Here is a 17534-nt window from a genome sequence, read left to right as displayed (position 1 = left end):
GGCCAATCACCACGAAGGATGGCCACATGCTCGCCGCACTCACCCAGGTCTCCGTCACCGTCTCGCCCCTGCGCCGCGTCCCCCAACTGCTGGCGGGCCTCTGGCTCTACGGCGCGAGCATGGCGCTGCAGATCCGCGCCACCCTGGGCCTGGACCCGTGGGACGTGCTGCACGAGGGCCTGACCAAGATCACCGGCTTGTCGTTCGGCCTGATCACCGCCCTCGTCGGCGCCGTGGTCCTGCTCTGCTGGATCCCGCTGAGGCAGAAACCCGGCGTCGGCACGGTCAGCAACGTGGTCGTCATCGGCGTCGCGGTGGACGTCTCCCTGTTCCTCCTGCCGCACCCGACCGAACTCCTGCCGCGCATCGTGTTCCTCGTGGCCGGCATCGTGCTGAACGGCCTGGCCGCCGCCGTCTACATCGGCGCCCGCCTCGGCCCCGGCCCGCGCGACGGCCTGACGACCGGTTTCTGCGCGCGGACCGGGACCTCGTTGCGCCTGGTGCGGACGGTGGTGGAGGTCGTCGTGCTGGGGATCGGCTGGCTGCTCGGCGGGACGATCGGCGTGGGCACCGTCCTCTACGCGGTCGGCATCGGCCCCCTGACCCAGGCGTTCCTCCCGCTGGTCACCTGGGTGCGCGAGCGGCCCGCTTCCTGACCTCCACGTAGGTCACGCCACGCGCCTCCAGCACCTCGGCCACGAGCCCGCGCCCGGCCAGCAGCGCGAGCAGCATGTGCTCCTCGCGCAGGGTGCCGTGGCCGAGGTCACGCGCTTCGAACAGGCTGCGCTCCAACGTCTTCTTGGCCGCGGCCGTGAACGGCAGGTGGTTGCCGAAGAACCGCCGGCGACGGCGGGTCGGCGAACCGGCCATCGCGCCCTCGCCGTGGGTGCGTTCGACCGACGCCACGATCTGGTCGACGTCGATGCCGAGCCGGCGCAACGCGTCGGTGTCGGCGTCGCTGAGCCCGCCCTTGCGCCGTGCGGCCGCGAACGCCTCGACGACCTCGTCGCGAGCCAGGTCGAAGTCGGCCAGCACCGGCGCGTCGAGCAGGGCCAGCGCGAGGTGTTCGGGCCCGATCTCCGGCGCGTCGAGGCGCTCGGCCTGTTCCACGGCGTTGTGGACGGCTTGGCGGGCGGCCCTGGTGAACCGTTCCCCGATCATCGGTCTCCCCCGTGCTTCTTGTGGACGGCCTGCCGGGTCACCCCGAGTTCGGCCGCGATCTCCTGCCATGACCAGCCGCGGGCGCGGGCGTTGCGCACCTGCACGGCTTCGAGCGTTTCCAGTAGGCGGCGCAGCGCGCTCACCGCTCGCAGTCCGACCCTGGGGTCTTGGTCGCCCGCCGCCGAGGCGAGCTCTGTTGCCTCCGTCATGCCGTCAACCTTGGTTGACAATCGCCGACTTGTCAACCCAAGTTGACGCGCTAGGCTCGGTGCCGATGCCGGAGATCACCACCGCCGAACGGGCCGGAGTGGGCCGTGACGGCCTGCCCCGCCCCACCGAGGACCGCATCGTCCGACTGCCGAACGCCGTGGTGCTGCTGGACGGCGCGACCTCGCCGACCCCCCGTGCCCGCGACGGCGGCTGGCACTCCCGCCACCTGGCCGGGGAGCTGACCGCGCTCGACGGCGACCTGGCCGACGACCTCGCCGCCGCCATCGGACGCCTCGCCGCCGAGCACGGCCTGGTCCCGGGGCACTCCCCGTCCAGCACGGTCGCGATCACGCGCTGGACCGACACCGACGTCGACGTGCTGGTGCTCGCGGACAGCCCGGTCGTGGTGTTCACCGACGCGGGCGCGGAGGTCGTCGCCGACACCCGGCTGCGCGACCTGCGCGGCGAGGTGGAGCGGATCACCGACTGGCGCAACCGGGAGCACGGCTGGTGGGTGGCCGAGGCGGACCCGGCCGCCGCGCACCGGGCCGTCCGGGCGAGTTGGCCGCGTGACCGGGTCCGGGCCGTGGTGATGGCGACCGACGGCGTTTCGTGCGGCGTGGACGACTACGGCTTGTTCGCGGACTGGTCGACCGTGTTGCACATCACGTCGGAAAATGGACCGGAAGCGGTGCTGGACGAGATCCGCGTGGCGGAAGAGGGCGATCCGGATCGCACGAAGTGGCCGCGGGCGAAAGTGCACGACGACCAGGCGCTGGCGGTCATCAGATTCACCGCCGGGAAATGAGAAAAGCCCCTCGCACCTGGCGGAGGGGCTTTCTCTGGCGTTCTGGTGGCCAGGGGCGGGGTCGAACCGCCGACCTACCGCTTTTCAGGCGGTCGCTCGTACCAACTGAGCTACCTGGCCAGGTAGCGACTCGACCAACCGGCCGAACTGCCTTGCGACCCAGACGGGACTCGAACCCGCGACCTTCGCCGTGACAGGGCGACGCGCTAACCAACTGCGCCACTGGGCCTTGCTCACTGCTGCCTTGCTTTGTCACCGTACTGCGTTGTCACTGTACTGCATTCGTACTCTACTGCATTGGTACTGCGTGCCCCCAACGGGATTCGAACCCGCGCTACCGCCTTGAAAGGGCGGGGTCCTAGGCCGCTAGACGATGGGGACCTGAGTTCCTCCGGCAGCCCTTGGGCCACCTTGTTTCCCAGGCCCTCCACGCTGTCCGGTGGAAGCATCGTAAGCATAGGGCACGGAGGTGCACACCTCCAAAACGGGGGTGGCACAAGTTGTTGACCTGCGATTCCTGCCCGGATCACGCGAAACGGCGACCCCTCCGGGACGTGCCCCGGAGGGGTCGCGGCTCGTGGCGTCCTACCGCTGCACGGGCGGCACGCCCCCGTCCTCACCCGGTGACAACCCGAGCATGTCGAGCAGCAACCGGCAGTCCTCGGCACTGGTGGCACCACGCGCCACCGACAGCCGAGCCCGGTGCACCTGCTCGTCCGAGACTCGCGACGGTTCACCGGTTCGCTGGGCAGGCACCCCACCGCCGCCCGGCCTGGACATCGTGTCGTCCTGGTTCCACAGGAACTGACGCACTTCTAGGGACCCGCTCATGACGCCTCCCCGACTTGAGGTTGGCGCGAGGCTAAGCGAGCCAATCGAACCGCCGCAGCCCCCCGGAGAGTGATTCAGGGGCGACGGAGCGTCACTTTCCGTGTAGGCCACTTGGTGTCAAGCGTCGCGTGATGTGCTTGACGCGAACGAGGAGGGTGCAACCCATGACCGAACCGGTACCGGGCCAGACGCCGGAACCCCCCGCCGCGACCACCGTGCCGCCGGCCCCAGAACCCGCGCCGGCCGTGCCCGGACCCGCCGATCCCGAGTCCACCGCGGCCGCCGACCCGACGGCGCCCGAGCCGACAGGACCGGAGCCGGCCGGACCCGAGCCGACGGTCCCCGAGCCGACGACGCCCGACCCGACGGGACCGGAGCCGACGGGACCGGAACCAACCGGAGCCGAGTCGGTCGGGGCCGTGCCGACGGGACCCGGGCCGGCTGCGGCGAACCCGCAGGAGTTGTTCGGCAGCCTGTCGTTGTCCGCGATCGAGGCGGACATCGACAGGCTCATGAGCGACAAGATGAGCCAGCTCGACGGGATGCTGGAGGGCCTGGAGGAGCTGGTCCAGCGCCTGGAGGGCGAGATCACCAACCTCGAGGCGCCACCGGACGATCCGAAGCCATCCGCTACCTGAAGATTTCGGGTCAACCCACTCCCCTGGCCCACGTGCGCGTGCAACAATCCGAATTGCTGACACACCCCCGGTCAGCACCTGTGGAGATCCCCTCCGGCCCCCGCGTTCCTCCCCCTGGCGCGGGGGCCTCTCCATGCACACATCTGTGACCCAGGCCACACTTTGCCCGGTTCCGCAATCCAACCGTTATCGTGTCGCCGTGCCTCTTGGATCCCTTGGACGGTCGAAGTCAGGCCGGCATCGCCCGCCCGCGCGTGAGCAGGATGAAGCCCTGCCCGACGAGGAGCTGGAGTCGTACCTGGCCGCCCTCGCACCGGAGACCGCGGACGCGGAGACGACTGCCGGCACGAGCTTCGGCAACGCGCAGGTCTACCAGCTCCGCCTCCAGCTGATGGCGAACGAGCAGCTGAAGGAACTGGCCGCCGAGCGGCAGACGTCCCCCCAGGCGCTGGCCACCGAGTGGGTCATGCAGCGACTGGAGTGGGAAGCCCGCCAGCGCGGCTTCTAGCCACGACCCGGCCGCGACGCCGGGCCCGGACACGACGCAGGCCCCCGACCATCCCGGTCGGGGGCCTGCGTCGTCTACCGCGAAGACGAAGATCGTTGGAATTGGAGCGATCAGACCTTGCGCACGTTCTGGGCCTGCGGACCCTTGGTGCCCTGGCCGATCTCGAACTCGACCCTCTGGTTCTCCTCCAGGGTGCGGAATCCCTGACCCTGGATCTCCGAGTAGTGCACGAAGACGTCCGGCCCGCCGTTCTCCTGGGCGATGAAGCCGAAGCCCTTCTCGGAGTTGAACCACTTGACAGTGCCCAGTGCCATGTACCTGCCTCCATCGCAGGAAAGCTTGGGGCTGCACCGTGCAGCCCCGGCCGTCCCGGGGCGTTTCCCCCACCGCTCAGGGTGGGGACGGCACGCCCGCGTGTCGTTCCGCGAGCGTGAGACACGAACACAGAAACCACGGCCTGCGTGGCTGAGCGTATCGGTTGGTGACGCCCAGCACTACACCCCCGAAGTCATTCGTCCACCGGACAGCTACTTCTCGGTCACCTTGGGTGGTTCCGGGAGTTGCACGCCGGCCTGACCGATGTTCCGCTCCAGCGCGGACCGCCATTCGCCGGAGCCGACCATCTGCTCGATGGCCGCGCTGACGTCCGACCGGCCCTTGGCGTCGTCCTTGGCAAGGCCGATGCCGTAGCGCTCGGTGGTGAACGGCGTGCCGACGAGCTTGAGCAGTTCGGGGTTCTCCGCCACGTACCCGGCGAGGATCACCTCGTCGGTGGTCACCGCGTCGACGTTGCCCGCCAGCAGCGCGATGACGCAGTCGGAGTACTGGCCGTACTCGACCAGCTGCACGTGCTGGGCGAACTGCTCCTTCACCTTCTGCGCGGACGTCGAGCCGGTGACCGAGCACAGCTTCTTGCCGTTCAACGTCTCGGGGCCGCTGATCTCGTCGTCGGTGTAGCGGACCAGCACGCCCTGCCCGGTCTGGAAGTACGGGCCGGCGAACGAGACCTGCTCCTTGCGCTTGTCGGTGATCGAGTAGGTGGCCACGACGAAGTCCACCTCGCCGGAGGTGATCAGCTTCTCGCGGTCGGCGGAACGCGCCTCGCGCCACGTGATGCCGGACTCCTCGACGCCGAGCCGGGCGGCGACGTACTTGGCCACGTCCACGTCGAAGCCGACGTACTTGCCGTCCAGCCGGCGTTGCCCGAGGCCCGGTTGGTCGAACCGGATGCCGATGGTCAGCTCGCCGTCGTCGGCCTTGCCGGCCAGGGTGTCGTCGCTCGCGCCGCCGCACGCGGCGATCAGGGACAGGGCCGTCACCAGCGCGGTCGCGGGCAGCAGTCGTCGGAACAGCATGAGCTGCGGAACCTCTCGGGTGCTTGGGGACGCGGCGCGGATCGACGCACCGGACGTGGTTCATGCTAAGCAAGCCGAGCGGTCCTTCTGATGCGATAAAGGTCGCAGTGGTCCACGCCACTGGGCCGTTCGGCGCAGTATCGGCTGTGAGCCCGCCGACTGCGCGTCAGGACGGCAGGAGTGCCCGCCTGGGCGCGGCCCGGAGGCCGAGTCGGCGGATCGCCTTGTTCACGTGACCGTCGGGCACGCCCCAGCGGATCGGCGCGGGCACGAACAGCGCGGCGGTGCGCGCGGCGCGCAGCAGGGTCGTGGCGGCGGGTTCGGGGTACGGGCGGTGGCCGTGCAGGGCGATGGCCCACTGGGGCAGCACGGAGTACGCGAGGTGGCCGAGCAGCGGCTCGTAGGCGTCCAGGCCCAGGCGCAGCACGCCGGCGACGGGCGGCCGGTGCAGGAACCGGTAGACCAGTTCGGAGTCCGCGGTGCGCTGGAGGTCGGGGATCGTGGCGGCGAAGTAGTCGGCCACCTCGGCGGCGCTGCCGGGCACCTCGTCCTCGTGCAGGCCGACCAGGGCTGCGGTGCGCCGTTGTTCGGCGTAGTAGCGGTCGACTTGGGCGTCGGTGAGCCGGTAGCCGGCGCGGCGCACCACCTCGACGAAGCAGTGCACCTCGGCGCAGTGCACCCACAGCAGCAGTTCGGGGTCGTCGATGCGGAAGCTCTTGCCGGTGGCGTCCTTCGCACGCAGGGCGCGGTGCACGCCGCGCACCTTGGCCGCGGCCCGTTCGACCTCGTCGGTGGAGCCGTAGCTGACCGTGCCGACGAAGTTCGCGGTCCGCACCAGCCTGCCCAGGGGATCGCGCTGGAACTCGGAGTTCTGCACCACGGCCGCGACCGCGCGCGGGTGCAGCGCCTGCAGGTAGAGACCGGCGATGCCGGCGACCCACATGGCCGGGTCGGCGTGCAGCTGCCAGGTCACCGTTCCCGGTCCGAGCAACCCGACGTCCACCACCCGATCGTGTCACGCCGTGCCGGTTCCGTCACGCTTGCGACCGGCCGGAACGTGCCGGGAGGTAACGCGTCAACCGGCGTGAACGATTCCACGTGACACCGTGGAGCGTTGGAGCGGGTGCAGGGATGAGCAGTGGCAGGAGCGTCGCCTTCGCCGGGACGGCGCTGTTACTCGCGACCGGCGCGCTCGTCACGATGGCGATCACGGTGAACGAGCCGCGGCCGGTGGACGTGCGCCAGGTGCACGTGAGCCCGGCGGAGCCGGACCTGCTCAGCGCCACGTACACCACCGCGCTGGAGGTCGCGCGGCCCACGACGGTCGTCGTGGCGGTTCCGCCGCCCGAGCCTCGGCCGCTGCCGCCGGTCACCACGACCACGACCACGACCACCACGACCACCACCGCCGTGACGACGTCGGAGCCGCCGCCGTCTTCGTCCAGCGTTCCGGAGAGCACGACATCCTCGCGGCCACCGTTGGGGCAGAACTGCGACCGCGCCTACGTGACCGACGGCCCGTGCGTGCCGTGGCGGTTCCCGCGCGGGGTGTGGCGGCGGTGCGACTGGCTGCACGAGCAGGGCACCACGCGCATCGAGGTCGTCGGCTGGGACCGCCACAACCTGGACCGGGACCACGACGGCGTGGCCTGCGAACGTGACGACTGACCGGCCCGCGCACCGAACCGGGCGTTGAACTCCGGTGCTCCTCTCGCGGGCTGGGCGTCGGACTCCCGCGAGAGTCGTACGTCCAGCCCGCGAGAGTCGTACGTTCACGGGGTCGGGTTCACCGTTCGGCGATGCGGTCCAGGGCGGTGCCCACGCGGTCGGTGAGCAGGGACAGGGCGCCCACGGTGCGGGTGGTGGGGTCGTCGTCCGCGCCGCCCAGGGCCTGGGAGCGGACGTAGGCCGCCTTCACCTCCGCCCAGCGGGCGGACTGGGCCGGGGTCAGGGTGCCGCGCAGCTCGGCCAGCTTGAGCAGGTTCGCCTCGGCGTCCGAGGTCAACGTCTGCGCCTCGCCCACGTAGTGGTCGTCGACCAACGCGGCCAGCTCGGCGTCGTTCATCACCGGCACGACCTTCTCCGCCAGCTTGTTCATGTTCCGGTACGAGCCCTGGAGCCGGAACGGCGGCTCGACCCGCGAGGCGTCGGACTGGGCGGCCGAGGCGATGTAGGCCTGGTTGTTCGCCAGCACGACCTCCTGCACCCGCAGCACCTTGCGCAGCACGGACAGCACCTGCTCCAGCTCGACCGACGTGTACGGGTGCGCGAGCCGGTCCGCCCGCACGTCCTCACCCCGAGCCATCCGCACGAGCAGCTCGACGTCACCGCGGTCGCGGCTGGACAGCGGCGCGAGCACCGGGTTCGACGTCAGCGCGTTCTCCACGTAGCTCAGCGCGAACAGGTCCTCGCGCCCGGACAGCACGTCGCCCAGGTTCCACACGTCGGCGCGGTTGGCGAGCATGTCGGGGATGCGGAACCGCTTGCCCGACTCGGTGTACGGGTTGCCCGCCATGCACACGGCGAACCGCTTGCCGCGCAGGTCGTAGGTGCGCGTGCGGCCGTCCCACACGCCTTCCATCCGCCGCTGCGCGTCGCACAGGGAGATGAACTTCTGCAGCAGTTCGGGTGACGTGTGCTGGATGTCGTCCAGGTACAGCAGCACGTTGTTGCCGGCCTCCAGCGCGAAGGAGATCTTCTCGACCTCCTGCCGCGCGGTGGCGTTCGGCGCGTCCGCCGGGTCGACCGACGTCACGTCATGCCCCAGCGACGGGCCGTTGACCTTGACGAACACCAGGCCGAGCCGGTTGGCCACGTACTCCATCAGCGTGGTCTTGCCGTAGCCGGGCGGTGAGATGAGCAGCAGCAGGCCCATCTGGTCGGTGCGCTTGTCGTCGCCCGCCGCGCCGAGCTGCTTGGCCAGGTTGTCGCCGATCAGCGGCAGGTACACCTCGTCCAGCAGCCGGTTGCGCACGAACGCGCCCATCACCTTCGGCCGGAACTCCTCCAGCCGCAACCGGGCCCGCTCGGCGGCCACGACCTCGTTGCGCCTGCGCTGGTACGCGCGGTAGGCGGGCACGCGCTCCTCGCGGAACCGGCGCGTGCGGGTCAGCAGCTCGTCCAGCCGGATCGGCAGCGTCCGGTCGGCGATCCGCGGGTGCGTGCCGAGCAGGCCGTCGACGGTGGCCGTCAGCTGCGCGGACGACTCGTGCCGGGGCAGGTCGCGGCACAGCTCCAGGGCCACCGCCTCCGGCAGGTCCGGCTCACGCCGGCCGCCCAGGAACGCCTCGTACCAGCCCTGCGCCAGCCGTCGCCGCACGTCCGGGTCGGCGAACGCCCGCAGGTCCTCGTCGAACTCCTTGCGCCCGCCCAACGCCCGGTGGAACGCGTCCACCAGGGCGCGCGCCCCGGCGCTCGTCGCGAACCCGAACGGCGCGCTGCACAGCTCCTCGAACAGGTACTCGCCCGCCAACGGGTCACCGGCCGCCGCGGCCAGTTCCGCGCACAGCTCGTCGATGGCCGCCGTGTGCCCGAACGCCGCCCGCGCCCGGCCCAACGACACCGCACGGCGCTCGAACGACGTCCGCTCGTCCTCGTCGGCCGACGCCCAGAACAACTGCGCCGCCGCCCGCGCGCCGGGCGGGTACCGCAGCACGCCCGCGCCCGCGTGCAGCCGCAGCACCACGTCCAGGATCCGGGCCGCGTCGTGGTCGTGCACGCCCCGCTCGTACCCCTCGTCCAGCCGTGACTCGGCGACCTGGCGCACCAGGTCGGGCAACCGGTCCTCGGTGACGGCGGCGTGCAGCCCGTCCAACGGGTGCGTGGCCAGGATCGACGTGGCCAGGTGCTCGGCCCGGTAGACCTCGGCCGTCTCCGACACCAGCAGCTGCTCCCAGAACGGCGCGGTGTCGGCGAAGCCGGGGTCGCGCACGGGCGCGCGGAAGTCGGTGCCGGTGATGGCGAACGACAACCCGCCGTCCTTCGGCACCAGGGTCAGGTCGACCGGCTGGGTGTTCACCGCGAACCGGTGCCTGCCGAGCCGGATCGTCTCGCCGTCGAACAGGTCCAGCCGGTCGCGCAGCGAGCGGCCGGCCTCCTGCCGCGCGGCCAGCACCCGGCCGTCCAGCTCCTCGGCCCGCACCTGGTCGCCCAGCGACCGCAGCTCGTCGGCCACCGAGCGGATCTTCGCCACCATCGGGTCGGCCGCGAAGTAGGTGTTGACCTCGTCCAGCGACGCCAGCGACGACACCCTCCTGGTGACGCTCGCCAGGATCCGGTCGGCCGAGGACGCGAGCCGGTCGGCGCGGCGGGCCCGGTCGTCCAGCAACGCCTGCTTGCGCGACGAGAACGCCTCGTAGACGTCGGTCCGCTTGTCGCCGAGCCGGGTCAGGAAGTCGTCGAACTCGCCGAACCGCGCCTCCAGGTTCTCCAGCTGGAGCAGCAGCCGGCCCAGCTGCTCGTCGCACCGCTGCGGCGTGTCCGCGACCGCCAGCGCGCCGGTGATCGCCTGGCCGAGCAGCGCGAACTCGGCGGCGAACGCGGCCCGGCCCTCGGTGGCCAGCAGGGCACGCCTGCGGCCGTCCACGGTGGCCCGTGCCCGGTTCAGCCCGCCCAGCACCTCGCCGATGCGTTCCAGGATCGAGGTGCGCACGGTGGCGTCGGCGATCTCCAACGAGCCGACGACCTCGGTCAGCACCTCCAGGCCGCGTTGCCGCTCGGCCAGCTCCTCGACCACCGGCTCGGCCTCGGCGACCGTGCCGATCCCCTCGGCCCTGCCGACCAGCGCCTCGACCTCGTCGTGGTAGCCGGTGAACGCGTCGTCGCGGCGGAGGTGCTCGACCGCGCGCTGCGCCGTCGCGCCCGACTCCTCCTCCAGCGACGACACCAGGGAGTCGATCCGGGCGACGTCGACGTACCGCATCTCCTTCAACGTCACCAGGTGGCCCTGCGCCTGCCGCAGGTCGGCCAGCTGCCGCACCCACGCGTCGGCCGTCGTCGGCGCCTCGCCGCGCACCCGGCGCAGGATCGAGGCGATCCGCCCACCCGCCTCGGCCACCGCGGTCGTCGCCTGGTCGGTCAGCGCCTGCACGGTCTCGAACTCGTCCAGCACCTGCTCGGCGGTGGCCCGGACCTGGGTCAACGGGCCGCGCAGGTCTTCCAGGTCCGGTTCGCCGAGCCAGTGGTAGGCGTCGAACACCCTGGTGCACGAGGCGATCAGGTCCTCGAACACCGGCACGGACGGCGCCATCTCGCCGACCATCCGGCTGATCGACAGGCAGTCGGAGATGCCGCGGACCAGGTCGGCGTTGCCCACCCGTTCCAACGGCCCCGTGCCCACGGGCTGCGCGGCGGCGTAGGCGTCGGACAGGTACGGCGTCTGCCACACCTGCATCGGGTGCACGCGGGTCGGCTCGTCGCTCATCGCGCGGAACACGACCAGCGTGCCGTCGTCGAACAGCGAGTACCCGTGGCACGACAACGGGTTCGCCACTTCCTTGCGGATCACGTTGTAGGGCAGCAGCAGCGACCGGCCGTCGCGGCGGGCGTGGAAGACGTACAGCACGTCCTCGCCGTTGGTCGACCGGATGACCCGTTCGAACTCCAGCTCGTCCACCGGGGTGTCGAACGTCTTGCTGACGCCGGTGGCCAGGTAGTAGCCGCCGGGGAAGATCAGGCCCTGGTCCTCGGGCAGCCGCTGGCACGCCTGGCCGATGCCGTCCAGCCGCACCACCGACCGGGTGCGGGTGTTGAACACCAGGTGCCGCCACGCGGTCTCGTTGTACGGGCGGATGCGCAGCAGGACCAGCGACCCGACCCGCGCGTACTGCACGTCGCCGTCCGCCAGCGACTGCAACGGCTCGTCCACCGGCTCGGTGTAGATGCCCTCGCCGGTCTCGGTGTTGTTCTCCACCTTGATGGTGAGGTCGCCGTTGATGGTCTCGACGAAGACCTCGTCCTCGATGGAGATGTGCGGGTGCCTGCCGAGCACGTGGTGCTCGCGGCCGGTCGGGATCCACTCGAAGTCGTGCGACGGCGGGAACACGTGGTCGCGCTCGCCCCGGTTGTCCAGGTACTCGACGGTGCCGTCCACGCCGACCTGCCAGCGCAGCACCCGGATGTCCCCGATCCGGGCGCCGGTCTGGAACACCGCCAGCAACCGGCCCTCGACCCGGCGCAGCTGGATCAGCCTGGTGTCCCGGTAGTACCGGTACAGCTCGGCGAAGTCGCGTTCGAACCGGGGGTCGCGCAGCAGGCCGGGCAGCTCGTCACCGGCCGGATCACCGGAGGCGGCGTCCTCGAACCGGAACGCGTCGCCGTCGCGGGTGAAGCGGTGCAGCGAGAACACGTCGTCGACCGTCGTCTCCGGCTTGAGGCCGATGAAGACGTTGTAGCCGAACAGCATCAGCCCGGCCACCTGCGACCCTCGCCCCTCGGCGACGGAGAGGGAGACGCAGTCGCGCGGGACGCAGTTGTGCTCGGTGCGGATGCGCTCGGTGCCCAGCAACGTCAGCTCGGCGCCGCCGAACGCCTCCAGCCGGCGCGCGTTGAGCGCTTCCGCCCGGCGGGCGAGCCCGGCGGCCTGCTCGGCCAGCCGGGCGCGCAGCACCTCGTAGGTGCCGGCCTCCAACGTCGCTCCCGCCGGCACTGCCTCGACTGGCGCGGTCACGACAGCGAGGCGACCGGCCGCTCGGCCACGCCCAGGCGTTGCGCGGCGGCCAGCAGCTCGCGCAGCTTGCCCTCGTCCGGACCGCCCGAGTTGATCAGCTTGAGCAGCAGCGCGGACACGGTCAGGTTCTTCACGTCACCGGTGCTCAGCGAGCCGAGCAACCGGCCGATGTCGTCGGTGAAGCTCGCCGACCCGTTCAGCCACGGCCCGGCGAGCGTGCTCGCCACGTCCGAGTGCGCCATGAACCCGTCCACCTGCTTGCCGACCGTGATGGCGCCGACGATCCGGTCGAAGAACATGCTGTCGCCGCCGATGATGTCGATGTCGGCCTTCTCCAGGCCCGCGGCCAGCACCATCGCCTGCGCCTCGGCCACCTGCCGCTGCACGTCGATCCCGGCCAGCCGGACCTCCTTGTCGGCCTCCAGCCGCAGCCGGTACTCCTCGTGCTCACGGGTGGCGCCGTCCAACGCGGCCATCGCGCCCGCCTTGTCGGCCAGGCCCTCCGCCTCGCCCTTCAGCTTCTCGCGGATCGCGAGGGCCTCCACCAGCGCCTTCTCCCGGTCCACCACGGCCTCGGCGCGGCCGACCTTCTCGATCGCCTCCGCGTCGCGCTCGCGCACCTGCACGTCGGCCAACCCGCTCGCCGCCGCCTCGGCCTGCTTGCCCTCGGCGAGGCGGATCATGGCGCGGGTGTCCAGCTCGGCGGCCTGCTGCCGGGCCTCGGCCAGCAGCAGTTCCTCGCGGGCCTTGAACTTCGCGGCCTGCTCGGCGGCCTCGGCCGCCTTGATGTCCTTGACCAGGCCCTCCTGGGCCTGCGCCTCGGCCCTGATCACCACGGTCTGGCGCTCCCGCTCGGCCTCCTCGACCGCGCGCAGCCGCTTGATGATCTCCTCCTGCTCGGCCACGGTCTTCTCCACCGCGATCCGCTCGCGCACCACCTCGGCGATGGACCGCTTCTCGGCTTCGAGCTCCTTGTCCGCGGCGATCCGGGACAGCTCGGTCTCCCGCTCCCGGCCGATGACCTCCAGCATCCGGTCCTTCTCGATGCGCTCGGTCTCGATCGCGATCACGCGTTCGCGGTTCTTCTCCGCCACCGCGATCTCACGCGCCTTGTTCTCGGTCTGGATGCCCAGCTGCTCGTCCGTGCGGATGTGCGCGGTGTTCGACTTGAGGCGTTCCTCGGCCTGCACCTTGGCGATCTCCGCCTCCTCGCGGGCCCGCATCGTCTCGACCTCGCGCTTCTGCTTGATCTCCGCGTCGGCCTGGCGGCGCTCCAGCTCCAGGATCGCCTCGCGCGCCTCGACGTTCTGGCGGGTGATCTCCTTCTCCTCGTGCCGCGTGAACTCGTTCGTGCGCACGTGCTCGATCGCCGTCAACTCGGTGATCTTGCGGATGCCCTGCGCGTCCAGGATGTTCGACGGGTTGAGCTGCGCCATCGGCGTCTGCTCCAGGTAGTCGATCGCCGCGTCCTCCAGGCTGTAGCCGTTGAGGTCGGTGCCGATGACCTGGATGATCCGGTCGCGGAACTCGTCGCGCTTGGTGTAGAGGTCGATGAAGTCGAGCTGCTTGCCGACCGTCTTCAACGCCTCGGAGAACTTGGCGTTGAACAGCTCCTGCAACGTCTGCTCGTCGCTCGCGCGGGCGGTGCCGATGGCCTGGGCGACCTTGATGACGTCCTCGACGGTCTTGTTGACCCGCACGAAGAACGTGATGCGGATGTCGGCCCGGATGTTGTCCTGGCAGATCAGGCCCTCTTGGCCGGCACGGCGGATCTCGATGGTCTTCACCGAGATGTCCATGATCTCCGCGCGGTGCAGCACCGGCAGCACGACCGCGCCGGTGAACGTGACGTCCACCTTGCGCACCTTGGAGATGATCAGCGCCTTGCCCTGGTCGATCTTGCGGAACAGGCGGCTGATCAGGATCAGCAGGCCGATCACGACGACCAGGACGACGGCGACCAGAATGCCGAACCCGGTGGTGATGACATCCATCAGTGGTCCCCCAGTGTGAGAGTGGGGCGGTGTCCGATGTCGAGGGACGCGACCCAGAAGAACTCGCCGTGCACGTCGTAGTCGAAGATCAGCGCGGTGGTGCCGGCGGACAGCGGGTCCTGGCCCGCCTGCCGCACCTGCACGACCGCCGAAGAGCCGTCCGCGGCGGTGACCTCGGCCTGGCCGAACGTCTGCGTCACCCGGCCGGTGCGGATGACGCACGTGCGGCCGACGAAGTCCAGTCGCGACGCGGCCGGGTCCGCCGGGAACAGCCGCTTCAACGGCGTCATCACCAGCCGGGTCAGCACCAGGCCCACGGCGAGCGCCCCGGCGAGCACGGCCGTGCCCACGAGCGCCGAACGCGGTTCGACCAGCACGACGCCCGCGAGGCACGCGAACCAGGAGAAGGCCACCAGCAGGGAGACGCCGATCGTCGCGGGCGCGCCGCCGATGTCCAGCTCGACCCAGTCCGCGTCCGCCGCGCCGAAGGCGACGAGCAGCCAGTAGGCGACCACGACCACCAGCAGGACGCTCAGCACCGCGACCGGGAATCCCAGCGCTGCCGCGAAGAACTGCACGGTGTACCCCCTTTTCCGGGACCCTAACCCGACTTCGGCGGGAACCGGAGGGGAATCACGCAACGCGGTCGCGCCACCCCGATCAGTGCACGAGCAGGCCGGACACCCTCGTCGCCGGGTTGCCGGCGTAGCTGACCACCGCGCCGTCGGCGAACGGCATGGACCGGATGCTCATGCCCGCGAACCCCTGGTCGGTCACGAACCAACCCCACGTCGTCAACCACGGCCGGTCGTCGCCGGGCACGACATCGGGCGTGGGCCGCACGCGTTCCTGCACGACGTACGCCTGCCCGCGGACGTCGTCGAGCACTTCCACCCACTCGCGGTCGGTCATCAACCAACCGGGGTGCACGCCCGCGCCCGCGAACCCGCCCGCCGCCTTGACGATCAGGTTCTCCCGATCCGCGCGCAGTCGATCCCGTGGGACGTCGCGCAGGCGGCGGGTCCACGGCACCAACCGGTCCACCAACGCCTTCTCGTCATCGGTCAGCTTCTCGCGGTGCTCGGACAGCAGGGCGATGGTCGACTTGCTGCCGTAGTAGTAGCTCGACAGCGGTGTGTAGAGCTCGGTGCGGTGGCCCTTGGTGAGCAGCTCGGCGTAACCCACGGCCTGGGTAGCGGAGAAGTAGCGCACCACCACGTCCAGCTTCGTGCCGTTCAGGTAGAGGTAGCCGTTGCGCTCGGTCAGCTCGTGGAGTTCGCCGAGCAGCAGGTCGACGCCCAGCCGTGCGCAGGTCTCCTTGAAGCTCGCGAAACCCTTGGCGAACCTGGTCAGCATCCCGCCCTCTTCGAGGAACGCGATGGTGCGGTCGCGACCCACGGCGTCGAGCAGCTTCTCCACCGGGTTGAAGTAGCGGAGGTCGTGCTCGCGCACGAACGGCTGGAACCCCGGGTCCTCGTGGATGACGCGGGAGAGCTCGCCCAGGTCCGTGCCGCCGAGCTGCGAGCCCGCGTTGATCTCCAGCAGCCGGAAGTCGTCGCCGACGCGGTAGATGTCCGCGCGGCCGTGCATCGGCGGGCGTTCGGTGGTCATGATCGCGGCCTCCGCGGGCGGGATGCCCAGCGCCTCGGCGAACCGCGTGAAGCTGCCGTCGAACAACTTGCGCGGCAGGGCGAACAGGAGCTCGAAGAAGTCCAGCACGTCGGCCGCGATGCTGTGCGCCGTGTACTCGTCCAGGAAGAACGGCCGGTCGACCAGCCGGTGGCCGTAGGCGTCGCGCAGGGCGGGCGGCAGGTCCAGCCGTCCCATCACCCCGTGCAGGCTCTCGTCGTCCAGGTAAGCCTGCGTCACGTGGTCGGTCACCGTCGCCACCCTCCGGGTCGTGGATCGGGCACATGATGGCGGAGCGGTCAGCCGGCGAGAATCCCCCGAAGTACCGCGCGGACGGCGGTGGTCGGGTCGAAGCGGGGACCGGGGTCGGCCGGCCGGTTGGTCAGCAGGCCGTCGACCACGGCGAGGAGCAGGGCCAGGTCGGCGGGCGGGTCGGTCGAGCCGAGGTCGGTGATCAGGGGCAGTGCCCAGGTCGCGATCGCACAGTGGGCCCGGTCCACGTGGTCGCGCAGTTCGGGGTGTTGGGCCACTTCGACCAGCGGTCCTCGGCCAGTCGCTCGACCAGCGCGCCGACCGCCCGGGCGAGGGCTTTCACGAACTCGCCGGCTAGGACTCGCCCGGCTCGACCTGGGCCTGCTTGGCCTGCTTCGCCTGCGGCAGCTTGACCGACTTGCGGGCGCGGGGCGCGGACGGCGGCGGCACCACCGGCCCGATGTCACCGTCCGGCGCCCGGTCCAGGTCGACGACGACGGGCGCGTGATCGCTGGGCCCGGTGCCCTTGCGCGCGTGCCGGTCCACCCACGCCGCCTCCACCCGTGCCGCCACCGGGGCGGACGCCAGCACCAGGTCGATGCGCATGCCGAGGTCCTGGTGGAACATGCCGGCCCGGTAGTCCCAGTAGGTGAAGACCCGCTCGCCGGGCCACCGGTCGCGGACCACGTCGTGCAGCCCGACCGCCCGCAGCGCCGCCAACGCCTCCCGTTCCGGTGCCGTCACGTGCGTGTGGCCGACGTACGCGGCCGGGTCGAACACGTCGGCGTCCGTGGGCGCGATGTTGACGTCACCGCACACCACCGCATCCTCCGGACCCGCCGCCACCACGTCCCGCAACGCCGCCAGCCACGCCAGCTTGTAGTGGTAGTGGTCGGACTCCGGCTCCCGCCCGTTGGGCACGTAGACCGAGTGCACCCGCACCCCACCGCACGTCGCCGCCACCGCCCGCGCCTCGGGGTGCGGGAACCCGGGCCCGTCCACCAACCCCGTCACCACGTCGTCCAACCCGACCCGGGACAGGATCGCGACCCCGTTCCACCGGCCCTCACCGTGCACCGCCACCTCGTACCCGCGGCCCGCCAGCTCGTCGCCGAGCAGCGCGGTGAAGGCGTCGTCGGCGAGCTTGGTCTCCTGCAGGCAGACCACATCGGGCCGCCTCTGGTCGAGCCACGGCAAGAACCGGGGCAACCGCTGCTTGACCGAGTTCACGTTCCACGTAGCCACCCGCACCGCTCCACGGTAGTCCGCACCACCCACCCCCGCGCTCGACCACGTCGCCCCACGTGACGGCGGCCACACCTGCCATCCGACCACCCCGATGGCAGGCGGCCATGCCCTCGGTAAGCTGTGCGCAAGGGCTGCTAGCTCAATTGGCAGAGCAGGAGACTTTTAATCTTCGGGTTCAGGGTTCGAGTCCCTGGCGGCCCACCAAACTCACTGGTCAAGCGGTCGGGCCGGGG

17 protein-coding genes and 4 tRNA genes are annotated in these 17534 nt (G+C 70.9%); 6 read left to right on the top strand and 15 right to left on the bottom strand.

The window, feature by feature from the left end:
- The first annotated feature begins 26 nt into the window (after positions 1 to 26).
- Positions 27 to 656, top strand: coding sequence for a hypothetical protein (locus AB0K14_RS18370; protein WP_360452548.1), 630 nt, complete (start codon positions 27 to 29; stop codon positions 654 to 656).
- Here AB0K14_RS18370 and AB0K14_RS18365 read toward each other — a convergent pair.
- Positions 625 to 1161: a Clp protease N-terminal domain-containing protein gene (locus AB0K14_RS18365; protein ID WP_360452546.1), complete on the bottom strand. Its 537-nt coding sequence runs from the start codon at positions 1159 to 1161 to the stop codon at positions 625 to 627. The two genes, AB0K14_RS18370 and AB0K14_RS18365, sit on opposite strands and share 32 nt — an antisense overlap.
- Positions 1158 to 1370: a helix-turn-helix domain-containing protein gene (locus tag AB0K14_RS18360; RefSeq protein ID WP_077010893.1), complete on the bottom strand. Its 213-nt coding sequence runs from the start codon at positions 1368 to 1370 to the stop codon at positions 1158 to 1160. The genes AB0K14_RS18365 and AB0K14_RS18360 overlap by 4 nt, the downstream gene beginning before the upstream one ends.
- Before the next feature lie 65 nt (positions 1371 to 1435).
- Between AB0K14_RS18360 and AB0K14_RS18355 the strand changes: the two genes are divergently transcribed.
- The gene (locus AB0K14_RS18355; protein ID WP_360452544.1) at positions 1436 to 2179 is read left to right on the top strand and encodes a hypothetical protein; all 744 of its coding nucleotides are present in this window, start codon (positions 1436 to 1438) and stop codon (positions 2177 to 2179) included.
- 43 nt (positions 2180 to 2222) lie between these two features.
- Here AB0K14_RS18355 and AB0K14_RS18350 read toward each other — a convergent pair.
- The 4 genes from AB0K14_RS18350 to AB0K14_RS18335 form a co-directional block, all read right to left on the bottom strand.
- Positions 2223 to 2299 (bottom strand) — tRNA-Phe (locus tag AB0K14_RS18350).
- A gap of 35 nt (positions 2300 to 2334) precedes the next feature.
- Positions 2335 to 2408: transfer RNA gene (locus AB0K14_RS18345), tRNA-Asp, on the bottom strand.
- 79 nt (positions 2409 to 2487) lie between these two features.
- Positions 2488 to 2560, bottom strand: a tRNA-Glu gene (locus tag AB0K14_RS18340).
- A 204-nt stretch (positions 2561 to 2764) separates the two neighbouring features.
- Complete coding sequence (locus AB0K14_RS18335; protein WP_360452542.1) at positions 2765 to 3010, bottom strand: hypothetical protein; 246 nt, start codon at positions 3008 to 3010, stop codon at positions 2765 to 2767.
- A 164-nt stretch (positions 3011 to 3174) separates the two neighbouring features.
- On the opposite strand from AB0K14_RS18335, the gene AB0K14_RS18330 reads away from it, so the two are divergent.
- Complete coding sequence (locus tag AB0K14_RS18330) at positions 3175 to 3648, top strand: hypothetical protein (RefSeq protein WP_360452540.1); 474 nt, start codon at positions 3175 to 3177, stop codon at positions 3646 to 3648.
- A 199-nt stretch (positions 3649 to 3847) separates the two neighbouring features.
- Positions 3848 to 4156, top strand: coding sequence for a hypothetical protein (locus tag AB0K14_RS18325; protein WP_360452538.1), 309 nt, complete (start codon positions 3848 to 3850; stop codon positions 4154 to 4156).
- Positions 4157 to 4266: 110 nt separating this feature from the next.
- Here AB0K14_RS18325 and AB0K14_RS18320 read toward each other — a convergent pair whose 3' ends face one another.
- The 3 genes from AB0K14_RS18320 to AB0K14_RS18310 all read right to left on the bottom strand — a co-directional run bounded on the left by AB0K14_RS18320 (position 4267) and on the right by AB0K14_RS18310 (position 6514).
- On the bottom strand, positions 4267 to 4470 hold the full coding sequence (locus AB0K14_RS18320; protein ID WP_015105489.1) for a cold-shock protein: 204 nt from the start codon (positions 4468 to 4470) through the stop codon (positions 4267 to 4269).
- Between the two features lie 213 nt (positions 4471 to 4683).
- Positions 4684 to 5511 (bottom strand): glutamate ABC transporter substrate-binding protein, encoded by an 828-nt coding sequence (locus AB0K14_RS18315; protein WP_360452535.1) that lies wholly within the window; start codon positions 5509 to 5511, stop codon positions 4684 to 4686.
- Between the two features lie 166 nt (positions 5512 to 5677).
- Entirely contained in the window at positions 5678 to 6514 is an 837-nt protein-coding gene (locus AB0K14_RS18310) for an oxygenase MpaB family protein (protein WP_360452533.1), read from the bottom strand.
- A 128-nt stretch (positions 6515 to 6642) separates the two neighbouring features.
- Here AB0K14_RS18310 and AB0K14_RS18305 point away from each other — a divergent pair, with 128 nt between their 5' ends.
- Entirely contained in the window at positions 6643 to 7179 is a 537-nt protein-coding gene (locus AB0K14_RS18305; protein WP_360452531.1) for an excalibur calcium-binding domain-containing protein, read from the top strand.
- A gap of 118 nt (positions 7180 to 7297) precedes the next feature.
- On the opposite strand, the gene AB0K14_RS18300 is transcribed toward AB0K14_RS18305, so the two are convergent.
- The 6 genes from AB0K14_RS18300 to AB0K14_RS18275 form a co-directional block, all read right to left on the bottom strand.
- A complete protein-coding gene (locus AB0K14_RS18300; RefSeq protein WP_360452529.1) occupies positions 7298 to 12178 on the bottom strand; it encodes a DNA repair ATPase in 4881 nt (1626 codons plus the stop codon).
- The gene (locus AB0K14_RS18295) at positions 12175 to 14172 is read right to left on the bottom strand and encodes an SPFH domain-containing protein (protein WP_360452527.1); all 1998 of its coding nucleotides are present in this window, start codon (positions 14170 to 14172) and stop codon (positions 12175 to 12177) included. Before AB0K14_RS18295 ends, AB0K14_RS18300 begins: the two co-directional genes overlap by 4 nt.
- Positions 14172 to 14750: a hypothetical protein gene (locus AB0K14_RS18290; RefSeq protein ID WP_360452525.1), complete on the bottom strand. Its 579-nt coding sequence runs from the start codon at positions 14748 to 14750 to the stop codon at positions 14172 to 14174. Before AB0K14_RS18290 ends, AB0K14_RS18295 begins: the two co-directional genes overlap by 1 nt.
- 82 nt (positions 14751 to 14832) lie before the next feature.
- Positions 14833 to 16053, bottom strand: a complete 1221-nt coding sequence (locus tag AB0K14_RS18285) for a hypothetical protein (RefSeq protein ID WP_360452523.1) — start codon at positions 16051 to 16053, stop codon at positions 14833 to 14835.
- A gap of 47 nt (positions 16054 to 16100) precedes the next feature.
- Complete coding sequence (locus AB0K14_RS18280; protein WP_360452521.1) at positions 16101 to 16331, bottom strand: hypothetical protein; 231 nt, start codon at positions 16329 to 16331, stop codon at positions 16101 to 16103.
- Between the two features lie 76 nt (positions 16332 to 16407).
- The gene (locus AB0K14_RS18275) at positions 16408 to 17304 is read right to left on the bottom strand and encodes an exodeoxyribonuclease III (protein WP_360452519.1); all 897 of its coding nucleotides are present in this window, start codon (positions 17302 to 17304) and stop codon (positions 16408 to 16410) included.
- A gap of 125 nt (positions 17305 to 17429) precedes the next feature.
- Here AB0K14_RS18275 and AB0K14_RS18270 point away from each other — a divergent pair.
- Positions 17430 to 17505 (top strand) — tRNA-Lys (locus AB0K14_RS18270).
- The last annotated feature ends 29 nt before the right edge of the window (positions 17506 to 17534 follow it).

Source organism: Actinosynnema sp. NPDC050801 (assembly GCF_040673975.1).
Classification (GTDB): domain Bacteria; phylum Actinomycetota; class Actinomycetes; order Mycobacteriales; family Pseudonocardiaceae; genus Actinosynnema.
The sequence above is the reverse complement of the archived record's forward strand: the minus strand, read 5'-3'. Positions and strand labels throughout refer to the sequence as shown.

Bases quoted from the DNA above. Each gene is read 5' to 3' on its own strand.
- AB0K14_RS18315 (WP_360452535.1), bottom strand. From the start codon at position 5,511: ATGCTGTTCCGACGACTGCTGCCCGCGACCGCGCTGGTGACGGCCCTG.
- AB0K14_RS18305 (WP_360452531.1), top strand. From the start codon at position 6,643: ATGAGCAGTGGCAGGAGCGTCGCCTTCGCCGGGACGGCGCTGTTACTC.
- AB0K14_RS18330 (WP_360452540.1), top strand. From the start codon at position 3,175: ATGACCGAACCGGTACCGGGCCAGACGCCGGAACCCCCCGCCGCGACC.
- AB0K14_RS18295 (WP_360452527.1), bottom strand. From the start codon at position 14,172: ATGGATGTCATCACCACCGGGTTCGGCATTCTGGTCGCCGTCGTCCTG.
- AB0K14_RS18365 (WP_360452546.1), bottom strand. From the start codon at position 1,161: ATGATCGGGGAACGGTTCACCAGGGCCGCCCGCCAAGCCGTCCACAAC.
- AB0K14_RS18320 (WP_015105489.1), bottom strand. From the start codon at position 4,470: ATGGCACTGGGCACTGTCAAGTGGTTCAACTCCGAGAAGGGCTTCGGC.
- AB0K14_RS18335 (WP_360452542.1), bottom strand. From the start codon at position 3,010: ATGAGCGGGTCCCTAGAAGTGCGTCAGTTCCTGTGGAACCAGGACGAC.
- AB0K14_RS18360 (WP_077010893.1), bottom strand. From the start codon at position 1,370: ATGACGGAGGCAACAGAGCTCGCCTCGGCGGCGGGCGACCAAGACCCC.
- AB0K14_RS18355 (WP_360452544.1), top strand. From the start codon at position 1,436: ATGCCGGAGATCACCACCGCCGAACGGGCCGGAGTGGGCCGTGACGGC.
- AB0K14_RS18370 (WP_360452548.1), top strand. From the start codon at position 27: ATGCTCGCCGCACTCACCCAGGTCTCCGTCACCGTCTCGCCCCTGCGC.